We start from the raw sequence: 19,627 nt of genomic DNA on the forward strand, positions 1-19,627 counted from the left end.
GAATTCCCCTTATAGGGGAAAATCCGGGGATAAAGGCGAACGCTTCGCTTCTTCTAGTTGTTTCTGTCCTCTCCGTTTCGTGTAAATGTTAAGTTCAATTTATATAAAATCTTCTTTTTGCAACTCTCGTAGAGGCAGTATACATAAAAAAGCCGTTGCATTAGAGGCAACGGCTTTTGATGTGAAGAGAGATAATGCTAGATTACTTCAAGTATGCTGGAGACTGTATTACAACATGCAGGCGTCGGATCCACCGGAGCTTCCCGCAGTTACTGCACGGGTGTCACGAACGCGAACATTGGCGCTGAGCACACCAGAATCACTGCTTAATTTGAAAGAAGGATAATTTTCTTCCGTATCCAGCTTCATGTGTTGTTCAAGGTTCAGCTGCTGCTTCGGATCAACATAGAACGGAACCAGGTTGGTTTCAATCTGCGCGTCGAGAGCTGCAAGTTCATCAACAATGATAATCGCGATAACTCCGTTACATCCGCAACCTTCCAAGTCATAGATTACTTTGAAATATCCGGCTTGATCATTCAGGCTTTCGGTCAAGCGTTTTGCAGCCAGATCAGTAATTTGAATATACATATGGGTACACTCCTTTATATGTTGGCATGATTGTACAGGTAAAAGAATTCATTCAGCTTTTATTCACATTATACCACTTTGTCAAAAATCAAAGCATTTATTTTCTTGACTGATCAGTCTGGAAAAGGTATTCTTTACTTAATCGATAGGGAGGTGAAGTCGAAATTGGGAAGAGCTAAGGAGTTTGACACGGAAACCGTTCTACGAAAAGCAACGTCTGTATTCGGAGCTTACGGTTATGAAGGTACTTCATTGAGCTTGCTGCTGAGTGAACTGGGCATTGCGCGGCAAAGCTTGTATGACACCTACGGAACCAAACATGATCTATTTGTCTCTGCGCTTAAATTCTATATTCAGCAGAAGACAGAGGCGGGGATCAGACTGCTAAACGAATGCACAAGTGTGAGGCAAGGCGTGACACAGTTGTTCAACGAAGCAGTTAACGTGTTGACAGACAACGAACGTCGGAATGAATGTTTCATCATTAATAGTGCGGTTGAACAGGCACCACTAAATCACGAAATTGCAGCCTTTATTCAGATGACTAACCGAGAAATGGAAGATGTTTTTCAAGCAGCGCTGTTGCGTGGACAGAAGAGTGGCGAGTTGAAGCATGCCGAGGAAGAATTGCCCGGCCTTGCCCGTTTTCTGAATTATTCCCGCCTCTCATTGACCTTTACGGCCAAGAGTGGTGCAAGCGCAGAAGTGCTCCGAGAGCTTGTACGGACGACATTAAAAGTTATGGACTAATGGCATCTCATGAGCAGGAATTCTTATTGGCTTTTTGAAAATGAACGCTAAGGGCGTTTATTTTTTGAATATTATAGACCAATTGGTCTGGAAAGAGAACACCAAACAAACTGTAGGAGGAAGTAAAGCATGATCAATGATAAAAAGTTAACACTTATTACAGGGGCTAATGGAAAGACAGGAAGCCGTGTTGCGGCCATACTTCAAAAGCATCATTATCCGGTGCGTTTGGCAGGAAGGACTAAGCCATCATCTCATGGCTCTGCCGATAACCATGTCTATTTTGATTGGTATGATACCACGACATTTGCTTCGGCACTGAAAAATGTGGATCACGTGTATCTTGTTGTGCCAGCAATGGATATGACCCCAGAAGACGTCATGATGCCATTCATCAAGGAAGCATTGTGGAGCGGCGTTAAGCGATTCGTTTTACTTGGCAGTGCTTCGATCGATGAAGATGGTCCAATATTTGGCAAAGTACATCAGTATTTAAAAGCCCATGCTCCTGAGTGGGCTGTATTGCAGCCTTCCTATTTTATGGAGAACTTTACGGAGGGACCGCATCGGGAGACGGCGAAACAACTCGGGAAAATATACAGTGCTACGGGTGAAGGGAAAATTGGATTTGTTAGTGCAGATGATATCGCGGCAGTTGCGTTCCATGCTCTGACGGATATTGTTCCTCATAATACGGAGCATATCATTACAGGGCCGGAGACGTTGTCCTATGGGCAGGTTTCCGACATCATTAGTCGTATAGTGGGTCAGTCCATCCAACATGAATCTTTGTCCGATGATGAATTGAGGAACAGCATGATTCGTGCGGGAATGTCAGAAGAATACGCTACTGCTCTCGCAGGACTGGATGTGCCTATCCGGGAGGAGGGGAGAGAAGATCAAACGACGGATACGGTGACAAAAATAACGGGGAATAACCCGATTTCATTCGAGCAATTTATTCAAAATCATATAGAAGTATGGAAATAATGGAAGAAATATATTCATATTCAATGAGAAGACGGTGCCTAGTGCCCGTCTTTTTGCATGTCTACCAGCATGTTGACATGGTTGATTCGAATATAGATCTCTCCCTAACAAGGGACACTACGGAACTGCCGTGATTATACGAACACACTTTTGGGGAAATAGATGAGGATGAATGTTAGGGCGTGTCTGAGACACGCCCTAGATAAAGGGGCGAAGAGTGCGGATGATTCAGTTTGAAAATGTATCTAAACAATATCCTGATGGAACTACGGCTTTGCGTCAGGTTAACCTCAACATTAACAAAGGAGAACTGTTCGTCATGATTGGTCCAAGTGGATGTGGCAAAACCACCATGCTCAAAATGATCAATCGCCTGATTGAACGAACAGATGGAACAGTACGCATCAATGAACGCCCAATCGATGAATACAATATTCACGAATTGCGATGGAATATCGGATATGTGCTGCAACAGATTGCATTGTTCCCGCATATGACGATTGCCGAGAATATTGCGGTTGTTCCTGAACTGCGAAAATGGAAGTCAGATCAAATCAAGAAGCGCGTACATACGTTGCTGGACATGGTTGGATTGCACGGAGACACGTACAGTGAGCGTAAACCTGCCGAGTTATCTGGAGGACAGCAACAGAGAATTGGTGTGTTGCGTGCACTCGCTGCTGATCCCGAGATTGTATTGATGGATGAACCGTTCAGTGCACTCGATCCGATGAGCCGCGAGAAATTGCAGGACGATATTCTGGATATCCAGCGTCAGATGAAGAAAACAATTGTGTTTGTTACCCATGATATTCAGGAAGCGATGAAGCTGGGGGATCGCATCTGCATTATGAAGGATGGACAGGTTCTACAGGTAGGCACTCCGGAAGATCTGATCCGGCAGCCAGTTAATGACTTCGTACGCGAGTTTGTGGGGAGTCCAAGTTCCGATATGAGCGAACAGTCTGCATTTGATCTCGAATCCATCATGTCGCCGCTCTCACCTGGTCATGTGCCAAAATCAGCCAAAACTGCCGTTCCCGTATCCATTACGTTGACGGAGCTAGTTGAGATCATGGCTTCCCATGACCATCTGCTGGTTGAACGTAATCGCCAGATTATTGGCGAGATCAGTCGGGCTGATCTGATGAAATATTGGTCTGGTCAGTTACAGGAGCGAGGTGATGGACATGAGTAGATTCACGGAGGTGTTCAGCGAGCGTAAAGGTCAGTTGTTGTCTGCTCTTATTGAACATATTCAGATCTCATTTATCGCGTTGTTCTTTGCTGTCCTAATTGCTATTCCGCTTGGTATCTACTTGACACGAAAGCCAAGAGTTGCTGAACCGATTATCGGGGTTACGGCTGTATTGCAAACCATTCCTTCTCTGGCGCTTCTCGGATTGCTTATCCCGTTATTCGGCATAGGCACACTGCCTGCAATTATTGCACTGGTGGTGTATGCGCTGCTCCCGGTACTTCGCAACACGTACACAGGCATATCCGAAGTCGATCCTTCCATGGTTGAAGCGGCGAATGCGATGGGCATGAATAGTCGACAACGACTGATTAAAGTGGAGCTGCCGCTGGCGATGCCTGTCATTATGGCCGGAATTCGGACCGCGATGGTCCTGATTGTAGGAACGGCGACACTTGCTGCCTTGATCGGCGCAGGAGGCTTGGGTGCATTAATCTTGCTGGGCATTGATCGGAATGATACGGCACTGATCATCCTAGGAGCTATTCCAGCTGCATTGTTGGCCATTTTGTTTGATGTGCTATTGCGTCAGTTCCAGCGCTTGTCATTCAAGAAAACTTTGGTTACCTTGGGTTCGCTTGCTCTGATCGCGATACTTGTGATCACCATTCCCTTTTTTGCGAGGGGAGGACAGAAGGATCTCGTGATTTCCGGGAAACTGGGGGCGGAACCCGAAATTCTGATTAATATGTACAAATTGCTGATTGAAAAAAATACAGATCTGACCGTGGAACTAAAGCCCGGATTGGGCAAAACGCCATTCCTTTTCAATGCACTCAAGTCGGGTGATATTGACATCTATCCCGAATTCACAGGGACAGCCATTTCCGAATTCATGAAGAAAACGGCTGTAAGTACGGATCGAACAGAGGTCTACGAACAAGCTAGAGACGGAATGCTGAGCCAGTTCAACATGGTGCTTCTGAACCCTATGGATTACAACAATACGTATACCTTGGCGGTCCCGCAGAGTACCGCAGATCAATACAATCTCAAGACCATTTCGGATCTCAAACCGATTGAGCAGCAGATCAAGGCGGGATTCACACTGGAATTCTCGGATCGGGAAGACGGATACCTTGGCATACAGAAAAAGTATGGGATTGAATTCCCGAACGTGGCGACAATGGAACCCAAGCTTCGCTATGGTGCTCTTCAGCGGGGCGATATTAATATCGTAGATGCCTACTCCACAGATAGTGAGTTGAGACAATATGAACTCGTTGTGCTGGAGGATGATCAGGAGTTATTCCCACCGTATCAAGGCGCGCCGATGCTTCGTAAAGAAACGGCAGATCAATATCCACAGCTAGTTGAGGTGCTGAATCAGCTTGCTGGCAAAATTACGGATGACGAGATGCGTCAAATGAACTATGACGTGAACGTAGATGGAGCCAATCCTGAGCAGGTGGCAAGAGAATACCTTAAACAAGCTGGATTGCTGTAACTTCAGGCATCCATAAAATAGATGTACCAAGAGGACGAGGAGGAACCATGATGACACAAGAAACCTATGACTTGATTGCGATTGGAACAGGAAGCGCGGCAAGCTCTGTAATTACCCGCTGCGCTGAAGCTGGCTGGAGAGTTGCTGTAATTGATGAACGTGAGTTCGGAGGAACCTGTGCACTTCGCGGCTGTGATCCCAAGAAAGTACTGGCTGGAGCGGCTGAGTTGATTGATTGGAATGAGCGTATGCAAGGGAAAGGGATTCAGGGGCAGGCAACCATCAACTGGACTGAGCTTATGACGTTTAAGCGCACCTTTACCGAGAGCATACCCAGAGCAAGCGAGGATAATTTCAAACAGGCCGGAATGGACACGTTCCATGGTAAAGCTTCATTTGTCGATGAAGACCATATTCAAGTTGGAGAAGAAGTGCTTCATGGCAAACACATCCTGATTGCTACCGGTGCAAGACCTGCGCCACTTCAGATTGAGGGTTCAGAGCATCTCATATATAGTGATGACTTTCTGGATCTGGAACAGCTGCCGGATCGATTAGTTCTGGTAGGCGGTGGATACATTGCATTTGAGTTTGCGCATATTGCGGCCAGAGCCGGGACGGAAGTTCATATCCTGCATCGGAGTGAACAGCCACTGAAATCGTTTGATGCTGAGCTGGTGGAAGCATTGTTGCAAAAATCGAAAGAGATCGGCATTCATGTTCACTTGAACGCGGAGGTGAAGTCCATACGACAGCAAGGGGACGCCTATGTCGTTCATGGCACACGCAATGGTGCAGATCACCAGTGGCAGTGCGGACTTGTCGTGCACGGAGCCGGGCGTATTCCCAATGTGGATGGGCTGGAATTGGAGAAAGGCAACGTCAACTACACCAAAAAGGGGATTACGGTGAACGAGTATTTGCAAAGCGAAAGCAATCCACGCGTGTATGCTGCTGGCGATGTGACTGACACGCAAGGGCTGCCTTTGACCCCGTTAGCAGGTCAGGAATCCCGTGCGGTATCGTTCAATTTGTTGGAGGGAAACCAACACAAACCGAATTATAAAGTCATGCCTTCCATTGTGTTTACTGTCCCTGCACTTGGTTCTGTAGGGATGAGTACGGAAAAAGCCAAGAAAGAGGGCTATGATGTGGAGGTAAATGATATGTCGAAATGGTATACTTACAAGCGAACGCATGAAAAAGTTGCCATGGCCAAAGTAGTGATCGATAAATCAACCGGCCGTATTCTGGGTGCGCATGTGCTAGGCAGCAAAACAGAAGAATTGATTAATCTTTTTGCAATGGCGATTCAGTTCAATCTAACGACCGAGCAGTTAAGCACCATGAATTTTGCATATCCTACTGCTGCATCGGACTTGGGTTCTCTATTGTAGAAGTGATGAGGAACTCCCCTTTGGGCCGGAAGGAAGGATGAGAATAACGATGTCAGCGGATTTTATAGGCCTGCATGAAGGCAAGTGGACCACGGAACCCGTTGCTGCGCGGATGGATGGGGATCGTTTCGTCGTGGAAGCTCAGGAAGGCAGTGACTTCTGGGAGAAAACATTCTATGGATTCTGTCATCGGAATGGACACGCCATGCTTACACCATGGGATGGGACGGAAGCAATCGAAGTATCTTTCGATCTGAGTTCATTTACCGAATTGTATGATCAGGCGGGATTAATGTTATGGTACGGAGAAGATCAATGGATCAAGGCTGGAGTTGAGGTCAATGATGGCGTAGCTCACGTTGGAGCCGTCGTAACGGATACGTATTCCGATTGGTCATTATCTCCTGTGCCAGAGTGGGGTGGACGGATCGTAACGATTAGAGCCTCTTACAGTAATGAGGCAGTTGTCATCCGTGCTCGCACAGACGAGCATGCCTGGCGTACGATTCGGGTTGCACGGTTTGCCCATCCGACGAACAAACAAGCAGGTCCATTTCTGTGTTCACCGAAGCGTGCAGGATTCGAGGTAGCCTTTACCAAGTGGAAATCCACCGCACCCGATGAAGACTTGCACACAGATCCACCGATTACGGATTAAAACAAGTTATGCCAAGCATATCTACCTTAGAAAGTAAAACAACACAAATAAGCAAGTCTTCTATCAGCGGAGGACTTGCTTATTTTCGTGTTTGAACATCGGATTATGAAGTGTACTTGATAGAGTACTCTAGGTACTCATATTCATACTTCAACGTGTGAATCGAGTTCTTTCGCATCTACAGCGAAGGTCCTTGCGAACCTTGTTGAATTTAACGTACGTTTATTTACTCGTGTCCGTATCCAGGGACTGGGTTTCAGTCTCTTTTTCATCCTCATCATCATTGGATTTATTGAACTCCAGCATACGCTCTTCGTAGTCGTCCAGGAACCATAGTGGGTCCATGCTGTCTTCCTCACCGTTGTAATTAATCACGATTTCATCGCCAGCCTTGATATCTGTGTACGCGTAGAAGTCAAAGGTGTGGTTATCAAAATTGATATCATAAGTAGCGTTAGGTTCATAGGAGTGGTTGATCAGACTGCCGTAGCCGAGCAGAATGGCGGTATGATTCGCCCCATATTCGAACACGTAATCTTCCAGAATCGTTTTTTCGACATGCTCATGATCTTCATTTGGGTAAGGCACAACGGGTGCCTGATGGATAAGCGTTCCTTTGGCAATATCAACGGTAGCAAATACCCCGCGGTTAAACTCACCACCATCACCCAACTTGGATTGTTTTACTTCAATCATAATCTTCACCTGATGCTCTTCTAAGAGCTCCGTTCTATTAATAGTAGTAATTCGTTAAGGCAAAATTTTAACCCATACTTTCATATAAGGCAAATTTCCGCCAAAAAGGTGGAATAATTTTTAATATGGCGTTGAGTTGTGCAGGATATAACGCTTATAATATACAAAGGAGCTTTTTGCATAAATCCCCTGAGCGTCTTCCAATCAGCAAGATATAGATCGAAATGATTTTATTCGTCTATATCTTGTACCCGTGAGCGGTAGGATTCGAATTAATGCAAAATGCTGAAGAATTAAGTCTATATAGAAAAGGTGTCATGAATGAGCATATTAAATGTAGAAAAATTAAGTCACGGTTTTGGTGACCGTGCTATCTTTAACGACGTTTCATTCCGCCTCTTGAAGGGCGAACATATTGGTCTGATCGGGGCCAATGGTGAAGGTAAATCCACCTTCATGAACATTATTACAGGCAAGCTTCAGCCGGATGAAGGCAAGGTAGAGTGGTCCAAACGGATGCGTGTTGGTTATCTGGACCAGCATGCTGTATTGAACAAAGGCCAATCGATCCGTGACATACTTCGCGGTGCGTTCCAGTATTTGTTCGACATGGAACAGGAAATGAATGATATGTATGGCAAAATGGGCGATGTGACTCCAGAGGAGCTTGAACAACTTCTTGAAGACGTGGGTACGATTCAGGATACACTGACGAACCAGGATTTCTACATGATCGACGCCAAAGTGGATGAAACCGCACGTGGTCTGGGTCTGACAGATATCGGCCTGGATAAAGACGTCAATGATCTGAGTGGTGGACAGCGTACCAAAGTACTGCTTGCTAAGTTACTGCTGGAAAAACCTGATATTTTGCTGCTCGATGAGCCTACGAACTATCTGGATGAATTGCATATCGAATGGCTGAAACGCTATTTGCAGGAATATGAGAATGCTTTTATTCTGATCTCTCACGATATTCCGTTCTTGAACAGTGTTATCAACTTGATCTATCACATGGAGAACCAGAATCTAACTCGCTATGTGGGCGATTATGATCATTTCCAGGAAGTGCATGAGATGAGAAAACAGCAGCTTGAGTCGGCGTACAAACGCCAACAACAAGAGATTGCTGACCTCAAGGATTTTGTAGCGCGTAACAAAGCAAGTGTAGCTACACGCAATATGGCGATGTCCAGACAGAAGAAGCTCGACAAGATGGATGTCATCGAGATCGCCAAGGAGAAACCGAAACCGCAGTTCAACTTCCGTGATGCAAGAACATCCGGCAAGCTCATTTTCGAAACCAAAGGTCTTGTGATTGGTTACAATGAACCGTTGTCCAGACCACTGGATCTGCGTATGGAACGCGGACAGAAGATTGCCCTTGTTGGTGCGAACGGAATCGGTAAAACAACCCTGATGCGCAGTATTCTGGGTGAAATTCAAGCTCTGGAAGGGACCGTTCAACGCGGTGAACATCTGGAGATTGGTTACTTCCAGCAAGAGATGAAGGATGCCAACTACAATACGTGTATTGAAGAGATCTGGCAGGAGTTCCCTTCCTATACCCAATTCGAGGTGCGTGCTGCACTTGCGAAATGTGGATTGACTACAAAACACATTGAGAGCAAGGTAGCTGTACTAAGTGGTGGCGAGAAAGCTAAAGTGCGTCTCTGTAAGCTGATCAATAACGAAACCAACCTGCTTGTACTTGATGAGCCGACGAACCATTTGGACGTTGATGCCAAGGAAGAGTTGAAACGTGCACTCAAGGCTTACAAAGGCAGTATTCTTCTGATTTCCCATGAACCGGAATTTTATCGTGACGTGGTTACGGAGACGTGGAACTGTGAGTCGTGGACGACGAAAGTATTTTAATAATACTAGAGAGCTTGCGAACAAGCTCGAAGGGTGAAAAAAGGCGCGAATTTTGCTTGCAAAACAGGCAGAACTCGCGCCTTTTCTGTATGGTTTTAACGAAAAATGTTTGAGTGGAATTCATAGTTGACATCTTTAATCAGGCAATAATATAATTCAGGAAAGCGATTACATATACATATTAGAAACCTGTTTCACTGCATAGGGGCAAGGAAGATACGGTATTCCAAATGGGTATCATTGCACTTAGAAGGGAAGACGGGTCTTTTTTTGCTCTCGAATGAAACCGGTTTCATTAAAATAAGGAGGTGGACCTAGCTCGTTACTGACCGCTGGCTGCTGAGGACAGGCCGGACAACAACACTGCGCCTTCAAGAACCATGCTTTCATCTTCCATGCCAAAGGAGAGAATGAACATTGGATAAACTCAGGAAACCCATGATATTCATGTTATCTGCAACACTTGCGCTATCCTCCGGACCGCTGATGCTGCCGAGTAAGGCATATGCCGATCTGAACAGTATACCCGCCACGTTGTTGCAGGACGATTTTACGGATGGGGATTTCACTGCATCACCTGCGTGGAACGTAAGCTCAGGCAATTGGGAAGTGATCGCGGACCCAACAGATGCGTCCAACTCCACGCTTTTCCAGAGCGATACCAATGAAGGCATCATCTCCACCGGAGACTCCATGTCGGACATGACCGTGTCCATGCGCTTTTACACGGGAGCCGGTCAAGGGTATCCGGGAATATTGCCGCGGTTTCAGGATAAGAGCAACTTTTACTATTTTCAAATGCAAGTACCTAACAATAAACTCGTTTTCTCGAAAAGGGTAAACGGGACAGATACACCACTGAAAACGGTAGACTATGCGTTTGCCAAAGATACATGGTACACACTCAAAGTGGTGCTGTCGGGTACCTCCATTCGCGGGTATATCGTTGAAAACGGCTCCGATCGGTTGGTATTTGATCTGATCGATCCTACATACGGGTCAGGTACAGTTGGCATTCGAAATAAGTGGCAGTCGGTCCATGCAGATGACGTGACCATCGCCGAGCAGCCGCCAGGGAACGATATTCAGCTCTCCATTGCCGAGCAGACGGCATCTTCGGTTTCCCTGCAATGGTCTGAAATTTCAGGTGCATCGAGCTATCGCCTCTATCGTTCCACTGCCCCTGAAGGCGGTTATTCCCTGGTAACCAATACGGGAACTTTGGGACACACGGATGAAGGATTAAGTGGGGATACGATGTATTATTACAAGCTTGCTTATGAATACGGAGGCCTCACCGAGTCATTATGGACTGCTCCGCTGGAAGTTCGAACGACAGCCGCAGCACCACAGGCTCCGGGCGAATTAAAGGCCGAAGCACTCAATGCCACGAGTGTGAAGCTATCTTGGCCCGCCGTGGACAAGTCAACTGGCTATCGCGTGGTTCGGGCCGAATCTGGAAGTGACCAGTATGAGCAGGTATACGAAGGGAAGGGGCTTGTTTTCATAGATGAGGGGCTTGAGCCCGGTAACAGCTACAGCTATCGTGTAACAGCCTATAACGCAGCTGGGGAGTCAGCATTCACTGTTGCAGAAGCCACTACGTATTCCATTGACTCTCCTGCAGCGTTTGCTGCCACAGCTGTGACGGATACATCGATCTCTCTGGGGTGGAACGACCTTTCTGGTTCTGATGTAACGTATACAGTGTCCCGTGCAACTAGTGCAACGGGGACATATCAACAGGTGTACAGTGGCAAGGAAAGCAAGTTTAACGATAGTGGTCTGACGATGGGTACGGGATATTTTTACATCATCCAGGCAACCGTGGATGGCGTCGTATCTCCAGCTTCTGCACCGTTGGGTGTTGCCACGATTCGTACAAGCATTACACCAGGGCAACTGTGGCCGGATCTGGACGGTAAGCCGATTGATGCGCATGGGGCAGGCTTTTTCTATGATGAACAGACGGATATGTATTACTGGTATGGTGAATACCACAAGGGCGGCTGGCCAGCGGTTGGTGTGCGCGTGTATTCATCCAAGGATCTGATGAACTGGACAGATGGAGGTATGGCTCTAACGACGCTCCAATCCATGGATGATTTTGACAATGACCCGTTGATTTCCGAATTGTATGCAGGACGCGAAGACAAGGTGGATATCTGGGCAGATATTCGCAAAGGACGGATTATTGAACGACCAAAGGTCATCTACAACGACAAAACGAAGAAATACGTGATGTGGGCCCACATGGACGGCGACAAGGACCCTTATAACGATAATGCAAACTACGGTAAAGCGCGGGCTGGTTACGCGATCAGCGACTCTCCGACAGGGCCTTTCGTGTATCAGAAGAGTTACCGAATGGACAGAACCCCCGAAGGAGAGAAAGATTACTTCCCAAGTGATGTGGGGATGGCTCGTGATATGACACTATTTAAGGACGATGACGGCACTGGCTATCTGATCTACTCCAGTGAGGAAAATTTGACGCTGTATATCTCCAAACTGACTGAAGACTACAGTGACGTAACAGGGTGGCATAAGGAAGGACGAACGGATGACAAAGGCAATCCGGTACGTGATTCCACCTATCAGGCGGAATACGGCGTCGATTACGTGCGTGTGTTCCCTGGAGGGCAACGCGAAGCGCCAGCGATGTTCAAGTATCAGGGTAAATACTATATATTAACCTCCGGAGCTTCCGGATGGGCCCCTAACGAAAACAAAGTGACGGTGGCGGACAATATTTTCGGGCCTTGGTCAACGCAGACCAATCCGTTTGTACGTACGTTGCAAAGTGATCCCGATCCAGGCAAAGCATTTGGCACCCAGACCACATCCGTCATTCCGGTCGATCCGGAAAAAGGCAAATTCATTTACGTAGGGGATACGTGGAACGGTGGCAATTTCTCGAATGACGCTGCAAAATACGTGTTCTTGCCAATTGAGTTTGGAATAGGCTCCGACATTGCGATCAAGTGGTATAACAGCTGGACGCCTGACCTGCTGAATTCGATGGGCAAGGTGGATATCGCTGATCCGCTGCCAGAAGCTGTGGCGCTTGGCAAAGTACCCTCCTTGCCTACGACATTGAATGTGCGCGACGGGGATGAACTGGTGTCAACGCCAGCAGTATGGACGATTGATAATCGGGCCATGACGGCGGAAGATTTTGCTAAGCCTGGACCGCTCACGTTACAGGTAACGACACCGGAATATAACAACAAAAAACAGGCGGTTCGTGTAAACGTCATTCCAGAGAATACACTATATTTTGTGAATAGCGGAGGTTATGAAACGGCTGATTATAGTCTCATGGGTGCTTATATGAAAGGAACGCTTGCCAATCCGGGAACAGCGGATCAGATGTACGCTCCGGCAGAGGGACGTAATTGGGGGTATGTCAGCCCAGATGCACTGGCATCCGGTTCGAATGGTGGGGATATATTCTCGACCGTGCGTTATCTGAACGGTGGCAATGTCAGCAATTCTCCTAAAGGCACGGACTTAACCTATACATTTGATGTGCCGAATGGGACATACGACGTGTACGCCGGATTCAACGATCCGTGGACCAATGCATCGCTCAGAGCAAACTTCCTTATCAATGGCGCTAATACGGGTGCAGTCACTTTTACACCTGCCAGTGTGAGAGCGCACAAAGGCATTAGCGTGTCGGACAACAAGCTGGAACTGACCGTGCGCAACACGGCATCGCAGGACCCGATGATTAGTTGGATTATGATCGTTAAACCAGATGCGGCACCACCTGCCAATGACAGTGCTGGCCTCAATGCTGATGTGTTGGATTCAACGAGCGCAACGCTTCACTGGGATGCTCGTCTTGGTGCAGCAAGCTACAAGCTCTACCGCTCAGACCGTGAACAAGGAGAATATAGCGTGGTCTATAGTGGCAATTTGAGAGAATACAAGGACAGTGAGTTGAACCCCGGCACGGATTACTATTACAAAGTGGAAGCTTTCGATGCTTCGGGGCAATCCGTGAGTGGTTTATCTTCCGCATATCAGGTGCTTACGGAACAGCAGACCGCTGCCGATATAGCTACAGGCATTACGGCACTGGAACAGCCTTCCGCAGGTGCGAAGAAACTGAAGTTACCGGTAGTGCCGAAAGGTTTCACGGTGACGATCGCTTCCAGTTCGGTACCGTCTGTCATTCAAACTGATGGAACGATCGTCCCGCCATCAAAGGAAACAACGGTACTACTTGCGTTGGAAATTACTCGAACTTCTGACGAAAGTAAAGCTCTGACTGAGCCTTTGACGGTGAAGGTGCCCGCATCTGTGCCTTCCTCCGGAGGCAACCCTGGTTCGGGCGGTAATTCAGGTGGTAATCCATCAAATGGTTCTGGCTCAAGCAGCAATGGTGGGCAATCAGGAAGTGGTAGCCCAGGTGGGGAGAATCCTGCATCACAACCTGAGGCACAGAAGGATCGTTCTGTTCTGGAGTTGCAGGGTCAGTCTGACCAGAAGGGTGTAGTGCAGTCGAAAGTGGATGATCCCATGATTAAAGAGGCTTTTAAAGTTGCCCCTGCAACGGATGCGGGTCAGCGCTTGGTCGAACTTCGGCTGAAGCCAGTCTCGGGAGCAAATGCATATGAAGTGTCTCTGCCTGCCTCTGCGTTGTTGGATCAAGGTGAATCACATGTGTTCAACATCGTTACTGAGCTGGGGACGTTGGAGCTTCCTGCAACACTGTTAACCAAGGATGTGGTTGGTGATGGGACTACATCAATCCGATTGATGAGAACGGAGTTACCGCAAACGTTAGCAGGTCGGCTTGGCACGCAGCATGGGGTTCAACTTGAACTCCAACTGGATGGTAAGGCTTGGCCATCAGGAAGCGAATTGGTGCTTCGTCTGCCTTATCAATCATCGCCAAATGCTCAGCAGGATCGGATTGTAGCGTTTGCCATTGACGCGAACGGTGTGGCAACCCCGCTGCCGCAAAGTCATTATGATTCAAATACCGGGGAGATTGTATTTTCCGTAACGTCACTTACAGGGAATTATGCCGTTGTGTCTGTAGAGCAGACATTTGCAGATCTTTCAGAAGTGCAGTGGGCCGAGAAAGCGATGGAGGCATTGGCTGTCCGAGGCGTGATCGGTGCCGAGGTAAGCGGAGATTCCATCCAGTTGCATCCAAAACAGGAGATGACCCGCGGGCAATACGTGCAATGGCTGATGACAGCACTGGGCTTGAATACTGCTTCCGGGAATGCGTTCTCTGATGTAAACGAAAAAGCTTCGTACTATGAAGCAGTTACAGCTGCGCGTTCGCTCGGCATCACCGGTGGTACCGGTGACGGGCGCTTCTTGCCAGAGTCCACGATCACCCGTCAGGAAATGATGACGTTGACAGTGAGAGCTCTTGCAGCGGCTGGAATGGTTGACTCCGAGATAGATGCAACAGATAGTCTCACACGTTTCCGCGATGCTTCCGAGATTCGCTCCTATGCCCGGGATAGCGTGGCATTACTTGTGAATTTGGGCATCGCCAACGGGTACAACGGTGAGGTGAAACCTCTTGCCGAAGCGACCCGAGCTGAATCGGCTACGTTGCTACATGCGATGATGAGCAAACTCGTATGGAATAAGTGATGATACACCAGAATCGCAGCGTGTGAAAAAGAAGGCTTACTTTGTCCTGAAACACAGGTCGGAGTAAGTCTTTTTGCGTTACCCTAACAGAGGTGGATTCGCACATATTGTTCCTTTATCAGCGAAACTGATAAATGTCATAAAATCATTGAAATTGACCCTAAACACCCGGTGTGTTAGGTTTTAGAGAGAAGAAATTAAATTAATGTGATCATTTTAGTCGGAATTAAAATCGAAGCAATGCGCGAGGTGGCAAACAGTGGAACTTCAAGTGACAAACAGCCCTTTTAATCAAGAACAAGTTGAACTGCTTAATCGTATTATTCCTACGTTGACCGATGGACAACGGACATGGTTGAGTGGATATATTGCAGCAATCCAGGCAAGCGTGACAATAACGGCTCCGGCTAACCTGGTACAGGCTGCACCAACTACAGGTATTGCGCCTGTCAGTGCTGCGCCAGTGTCTAGGGAAGTGACCGTGCTCTTCGGTTCACAAACCGGGAATTCCAGTGGCCTATCGAAGAAGCTGGCCAAGAAACTTGAAGAGCAAGGTCTTCAGGTAACGTTATCATCGATGGGAGATTTCAAACCGAACGGACTCAAGAAAATTGAAAATCTCCTTATCATCGTCAGTACCCACGGCGAAGGTGAACCACCGGATAATGCGATTCCGCTGCATGAATTCCTGAACAGCAAACGAGCTCCGAAGCTCGAAGGACTTCGTTACTCGGTGTTGGCTCTCGGAGATACCTCCTATGAGTTCTTTTGTCAGACAGGTAAGGACTTCGATAAACGATTGCAGGAGTTGGGTGGTACAGCTCTTGTACCGCGCGTGGACTGTGATGTTGATTTTGATGAAGCAGCTGCAGAGTGGATGAATGAAGTACTGGCGTCATTAAGCAGCACATCAGCTGCTGCGGGCACAGTAACGACTGAAGCTGTTACTGCTGCGGTGAGCGGCGGGGAATCCGAATATGATCGCACGAATCCATTCAAGAGTGAAGTGTTGGAAAATCTCAATCTGAATGGCAGAGGCTCGGACCGTGAAACACGTCATATTGAGTTATCCTTGGAAGGGTCCAACCTGGATTACGAGCCTGGTGACAGCCTTGGGGTATTTCCTGAGAACCATCCGCGCCTTGTCGATGAATTGATTGCAGCTATGGGATGGAATGCCGATGAGCGCGTGACCGTGAACAAAAACGGCGATCAGGCATCTGTACACGAAGCGTTGCTGCGTTATTTCGAGATTACAGCCGTAACGAAACCAGTTGTGGAACAGCTGGCGAAGCTGAATCCGGGAAGTGGACTTACAGCCCTGCTTGCAGATGATTCCGAATTCCGTACAGTCATGCACAGTTGCGACCTGCTGGATCTGGTTCAGGATTATAATCTGAAAGGCATTCCTGCCGGAGAATTCGTAGCTGCTCTTCGCAAAATTCCGGCACGACTATACTCCATAGCGAGTAGTTCGAAGTCTTTCCCGGACGAAGTTCATCTCACCGTTCGTACGGTACGTTATGAAGCACGTGGCAGAGAGCGTTACGGTGTATGCTCAGTTCATTTGGCTGAGCGAATCGAAGCTGGCGACACTCTGCCTGTATATATACAACATAACCCGAATTTCAAGCTGCCTGAGAACCCGGACACGCCGATCATCATGGTTGGCCCAGGTACAGGTGTAGCGCCGTTCAGATCTTTCCTTGGTGAGCGTGAAGAAACTGGTGCCGAAGGCAAGACATGGCTGTTCTACGGAGATCAGCATTTCGCTACCGACTTCCTGTACCAGACTGAATGGCAGCGCTGGCTCAAAGATGGTGTGCTCACGAAGATGGATGTAGCCTTCTCCCGTGATACCGAACAGAAAGTGTATGTACAACATCGCATGCTGGAACACAGCAAAGAGTTGTACCAGTGGCTCCAGGAAGGTGCAAGCGTATATATCTGTGGTGACGAGAAAAAAATGGCACATGATGTGCATGCTGCGCTTACCACGATTCTTGAACAAGAAGGCGGCTTATCGCCTGAGCAGGCAGCGGAATATCTGACACGGTTGCAACAGGATAAACGTTATCAGCGGGACGTCTATTAATTACCGGTCTAGCCGGATTGCATCATCCCGCAGAGACGAGAGGAGAAAGCAACATGGCTTATAATAACTTACTTAACCCACAGCGCACGAATAGCGATGTGGAAGATATAAAGATCAAAAGTGATTACTTGCGCGGAAGTCTGACCGAAACGTTGGCTGATCGTATCACGGGTGCAATTCCCGAGGACGACAACCGTCTAATGAAACACCACGGCAGCTACATGCAGGATGATCGTGACCTGCGTAACGAGCGTCACAAATCAAAACTGGAGCCTGCATACCAATTCATGTTGCGTGTGCGTGCTTCCGGGGGCATTGTAACGCCAGAGCAATGGTTAATGATGGACAGTGTTGCACATAAATATGCGAACGAGACGATTCGTCTGACCACACGTCAGTCTTTTCAACTGCATGGCGTACTCAAGTGGGATCTCAAGAACACCATTCGCGAAGTGAACGATTCATTGCTAAGCACACTGGCTGCATGTGGTGACGTGAACCGTAACGTGATGTGTAACCCGAATCCGAATCAGTCCGATGTGCATGCAGAAGTGTATGAGTGGGCATGTCAGGTGAGCAATCATCTGGACCCTCGCACGCGGGCCTACCATGAGCTGTGGCTTGATGGAGAGAAAGTGATTGATTCCCAGGATTCTGACGAAGAAGTTGAACCGATCTATGGCAAAGTATATTTGCCACGTAAGTTCAAAATCGGCATTGCTGTACCGCCATCCAATGATGTGGACGTCTTTTCACAGGATCTTGGCTTTATTGCTATTGTGGAGAACGGCAAGCTGCAGGGCTTCAACGTTTCCGTTGGCGGTGGCATGGGGATGTCTCATGGTGACTCCAAAACCTATCCTCAAGTTTCGAAAGTTATTGGGTTCTGTACACCAGAGCAAATGATTGATGTTGCAGAGAAAACAGTCATGATTCAGCGCGATCATGGTGATCGTGCGGTTCGTAAACATGCTCGTTTCAAATATACGCTGGATGACCGTGGTGTGGAGTGGTTTATCGAAGAGTTGACTACCCGTTTGGGTTGGAAGCTGGATGTGGCACGTCCGTATCATTTTGAGACTAATGGAGATCGATATGGTTGGGTAAAAGGCAATAATGGCAGATGGCACTACACGCTGTTCATTCAGAATGGTCGTGTAAAGGATGTTGACGGCTATCCGCTCATGACGGGTCTGCGTGAAATTGCCAAAGTGCATACGGGTGATTTCCGTCTGACGGCGAACCAGAATCTGATTATCGGTAATATCAGCAGCCAGAAGAAGAAAAAGATCGAAGCACTCATTCAACAGTACAACCTGACCGATGGTGCGCATTACTCTGCGCTGCGCAGAAGTTCGATGGCTTGTGTTGCACTTCCGACCTGTGGTCTGGCAATGGCTGAGTCCGAACGTTACTTGCCATCTTTGATCGATAAACTGGAGCCAGTACTGGACGAAGCAGGGCTGAGAGACAAAGAGATTGTCATTCGCATGACCGGCTGCCCGAACGGATGTGCAAGACCGATGCTTGCGGAGATTTCATTTATCGGTAAAGCGCCGGGTAAATACAATATGTATCTCGGAGGCAGCTTCACCGGACATCGATTGAACAAGCTGTACAAAGAAAACATTGGCGAAACCGAGATTCTGGATACGTTGACTCCAATGGTGAACCAATATGCCAAAGAGCGCAATGAAGGTGAACATTTCGGAGACTTTGTCATTCGTGCAGGATATGTTCCTGAAGTGCTGGATGGTCGACAATTTCATGCTTAAATGACCGGGTAAGATGAACGGAAGTTAAGACTGATTTAGGGCGGAAGCATTCCTTACGGAGTGCTTCTTGTTTTCTATAGCGTGCCCAGCTAAGCACGCATCTTCTAGCCGATGAAAATCCGGTCGCGGGAGAGGCCAAGCCCCGTGTAGCTAGGATACTTGCGTATGGAGAAATCTGTGCGTAAAAGCGTATCGACGAAAGTACCTGTCAGAGACAGGGCGAGCGACAGTCCAGGCCGTAACATCAAGTGAATCCTGCCGCGTCGTCAAAAAGGCCTTGCAAGAGGGAAAAGAGGAAGCCGAGTCTCGTGTAGATGGACGAAGGCCAGGGAAGCTGTTTTGAACTTGGAGCGACAGCGAAGAATCCTCCGGCGTAAGGGGAGCGGCATGGTCTGAAAGAGGATGTAGTGAACTGGGGAGACCCTCCCCTGCACGGATTTTTTTTTTATGAATCCGTAAAGTGG

General features: G+C 47.8%; 13 protein-coding genes. 10 read left to right on the top strand and 3 right to left on the bottom strand.

From position 1 onward, the window contains the following. Positions 1-228: 228 nt before the first annotated feature. Positions 229-591, bottom strand: a complete 363-nt coding sequence (locus MHI06_RS13165) for an iron-sulfur cluster biosynthesis family protein (RefSeq protein WP_340401761.1) — start codon at positions 589-591, stop codon at positions 229-231. A gap of 165 nt (positions 592-756) precedes the next feature. On the opposite strand from MHI06_RS13165, the gene MHI06_RS13170 reads away from it, so the two are divergent. The 6 genes from MHI06_RS13170 to MHI06_RS13195 all read left to right on the top strand — a co-directional run bounded on the left by MHI06_RS13170 (position 757) and on the right by MHI06_RS13195 (position 7,091). Further along, entirely contained in the window at positions 757-1,341 is a 585-nt protein-coding gene (locus MHI06_RS13170; protein WP_340401762.1) for a TetR/AcrR family transcriptional regulator, read from the top strand. 129 nt (positions 1,342-1,470) lie between these two features. Then, entirely contained in the window at positions 1,471-2,331 is an 861-nt protein-coding gene (locus MHI06_RS13175; protein WP_340401763.1) for an ergot alkaloid biosynthesis protein, read from the top strand. Between the two features lie 223 nt (positions 2,332-2,554). After that, positions 2,555-3,529: an ABC transporter ATP-binding protein gene (locus tag MHI06_RS13180; protein WP_340401764.1), complete on the top strand. Its 975-nt coding sequence runs from the start codon at positions 2,555-2,557 to the stop codon at positions 3,527-3,529. Then, on the top strand, positions 3,522-5,036 hold the full coding sequence (gene opuFB, locus MHI06_RS13185; RefSeq protein WP_340401765.1) for an osmoprotectant update ABC transporter permease/substrate-binding subunit OpuFB: 1,515 nt from the start codon (positions 3,522-3,524) through the stop codon (positions 5,034-5,036). Before MHI06_RS13180 ends, opuFB begins: the two co-directional genes overlap by 8 nt. A 50-nt stretch (positions 5,037-5,086) precedes the next feature. Then, a complete protein-coding gene (locus MHI06_RS13190; RefSeq protein ID WP_340402108.1) occupies positions 5,087-6,433 on the top strand; it encodes an NAD(P)/FAD-dependent oxidoreductase in 1,347 nt (448 codons plus the stop codon). Between the two features lie 49 nt (positions 6,434-6,482). Beyond that, positions 6,483-7,091, top strand: coding sequence for a DUF1349 domain-containing protein (locus tag MHI06_RS13195; RefSeq protein ID WP_340401766.1), 609 nt, complete (start codon positions 6,483-6,485; stop codon positions 7,089-7,091). Between the two features lie 222 nt (positions 7,092-7,313). On the opposite strand, the gene MHI06_RS13200 is transcribed toward MHI06_RS13195, so the two are convergent. After that, complete coding sequence (locus tag MHI06_RS13200; protein WP_340401767.1) at positions 7,314-7,787, bottom strand: SET domain-containing protein; 474 nt, start codon at positions 7,785-7,787, stop codon at positions 7,314-7,316. Positions 7,788-8,108: 321 nt separating this feature from the next. On the opposite strand from MHI06_RS13200, the gene MHI06_RS13205 reads away from it, so the two are divergent. The 4 genes from MHI06_RS13205 (at position 8,109) to cysI (ending at position 19,163) form a co-directional block, all read left to right on the top strand. Next, positions 8,109-9,665: an ABC-F family ATP-binding cassette domain-containing protein gene (locus MHI06_RS13205; protein WP_169481759.1), complete on the top strand. Its 1,557-nt coding sequence runs from the start codon at positions 8,109-8,111 to the stop codon at positions 9,663-9,665. A gap of 417 nt (positions 9,666-10,082) precedes the next feature. Beyond that, the gene (locus MHI06_RS13210) at positions 10,083-15,293 is read left to right on the top strand and encodes an S-layer homology domain-containing protein (protein WP_340401768.1); all 5,211 of its coding nucleotides are present in this window, start codon (positions 10,083-10,085) and stop codon (positions 15,291-15,293) included. A gap of 259 nt (positions 15,294-15,552) precedes the next feature. After that, entirely contained in the window at positions 15,553-17,388 is a 1,836-nt protein-coding gene (locus MHI06_RS13215) for an assimilatory sulfite reductase (NADPH) flavoprotein subunit (RefSeq protein ID WP_340401769.1), read from the top strand. A 53-nt stretch (positions 17,389-17,441) separates the two neighbouring features. Beyond that, on the top strand, positions 17,442-19,163 hold the full coding sequence (cysI, locus tag MHI06_RS13220; RefSeq protein WP_340401770.1) for an assimilatory sulfite reductase (NADPH) hemoprotein subunit: 1,722 nt from the start codon (positions 17,442-17,444) through the stop codon (positions 19,161-19,163). Between the two features lie 104 nt (positions 19,164-19,267). Here the strand turns inward: cysI and MHI06_RS13225 are convergent, their stop codons facing one another. Continuing rightward, complete coding sequence (locus MHI06_RS13225) at positions 19,268-19,408, bottom strand: hypothetical protein (protein WP_340398421.1); 141 nt, start codon at positions 19,406-19,408, stop codon at positions 19,268-19,270. Between the last annotated feature and the right edge of the window lie 219 nt (positions 19,409-19,627).

Source organism: Paenibacillus sp. FSL H8-0079 (assembly GCF_037991315.1).
Classification (GTDB): domain Bacteria; phylum Bacillota; class Bacilli; order Paenibacillales; family Paenibacillaceae; genus Paenibacillus.

Coding starts and splice junctions, on each gene's coding strand:
- MHI06_RS13165 (WP_340401761.1), bottom strand. CDS start 591: ATGTATATTCAAATTACTGATCTGGCTGCAAAACGCTTGACCGAAAGC.
- MHI06_RS13175 (WP_340401763.1), top strand. CDS start 1,471: ATGATCAATGATAAAAAGTTAACACTTATTACAGGGGCTAATGGAAAG.
- MHI06_RS13180 (WP_340401764.1), top strand. CDS start 2,555: ATGATTCAGTTTGAAAATGTATCTAAACAATATCCTGATGGAACTACG.
- opuFB (WP_340401765.1), top strand. CDS start 3,522: ATGAGTAGATTCACGGAGGTGTTCAGCGAGCGTAAAGGTCAGTTGTTG.
- MHI06_RS13190 (WP_340402108.1), top strand. CDS start 5,087: ATGACACAAGAAACCTATGACTTGATTGCGATTGGAACAGGAAGCGCG.
- MHI06_RS13195 (WP_340401766.1), top strand. CDS start 6,483: ATGTCAGCGGATTTTATAGGCCTGCATGAAGGCAAGTGGACCACGGAA.
- MHI06_RS13200 (WP_340401767.1), bottom strand. CDS start 7,787: ATGATTGAAGTAAAACAATCCAAGTTGGGTGATGGTGGTGAGTTTAAC.
- MHI06_RS13205 (WP_169481759.1), top strand. CDS start 8,109: ATGAGCATATTAAATGTAGAAAAATTAAGTCACGGTTTTGGTGACCGT.
- cysI (WP_340401770.1), top strand. CDS start 17,442: ATGGCTTATAATAACTTACTTAACCCACAGCGCACGAATAGCGATGTG.
- MHI06_RS13225 (WP_340398421.1), bottom strand. CDS start 19,408: ATGTTACGGCCTGGACTGTCGCTCGCCCTGTCTCTGACAGGTACTTTC.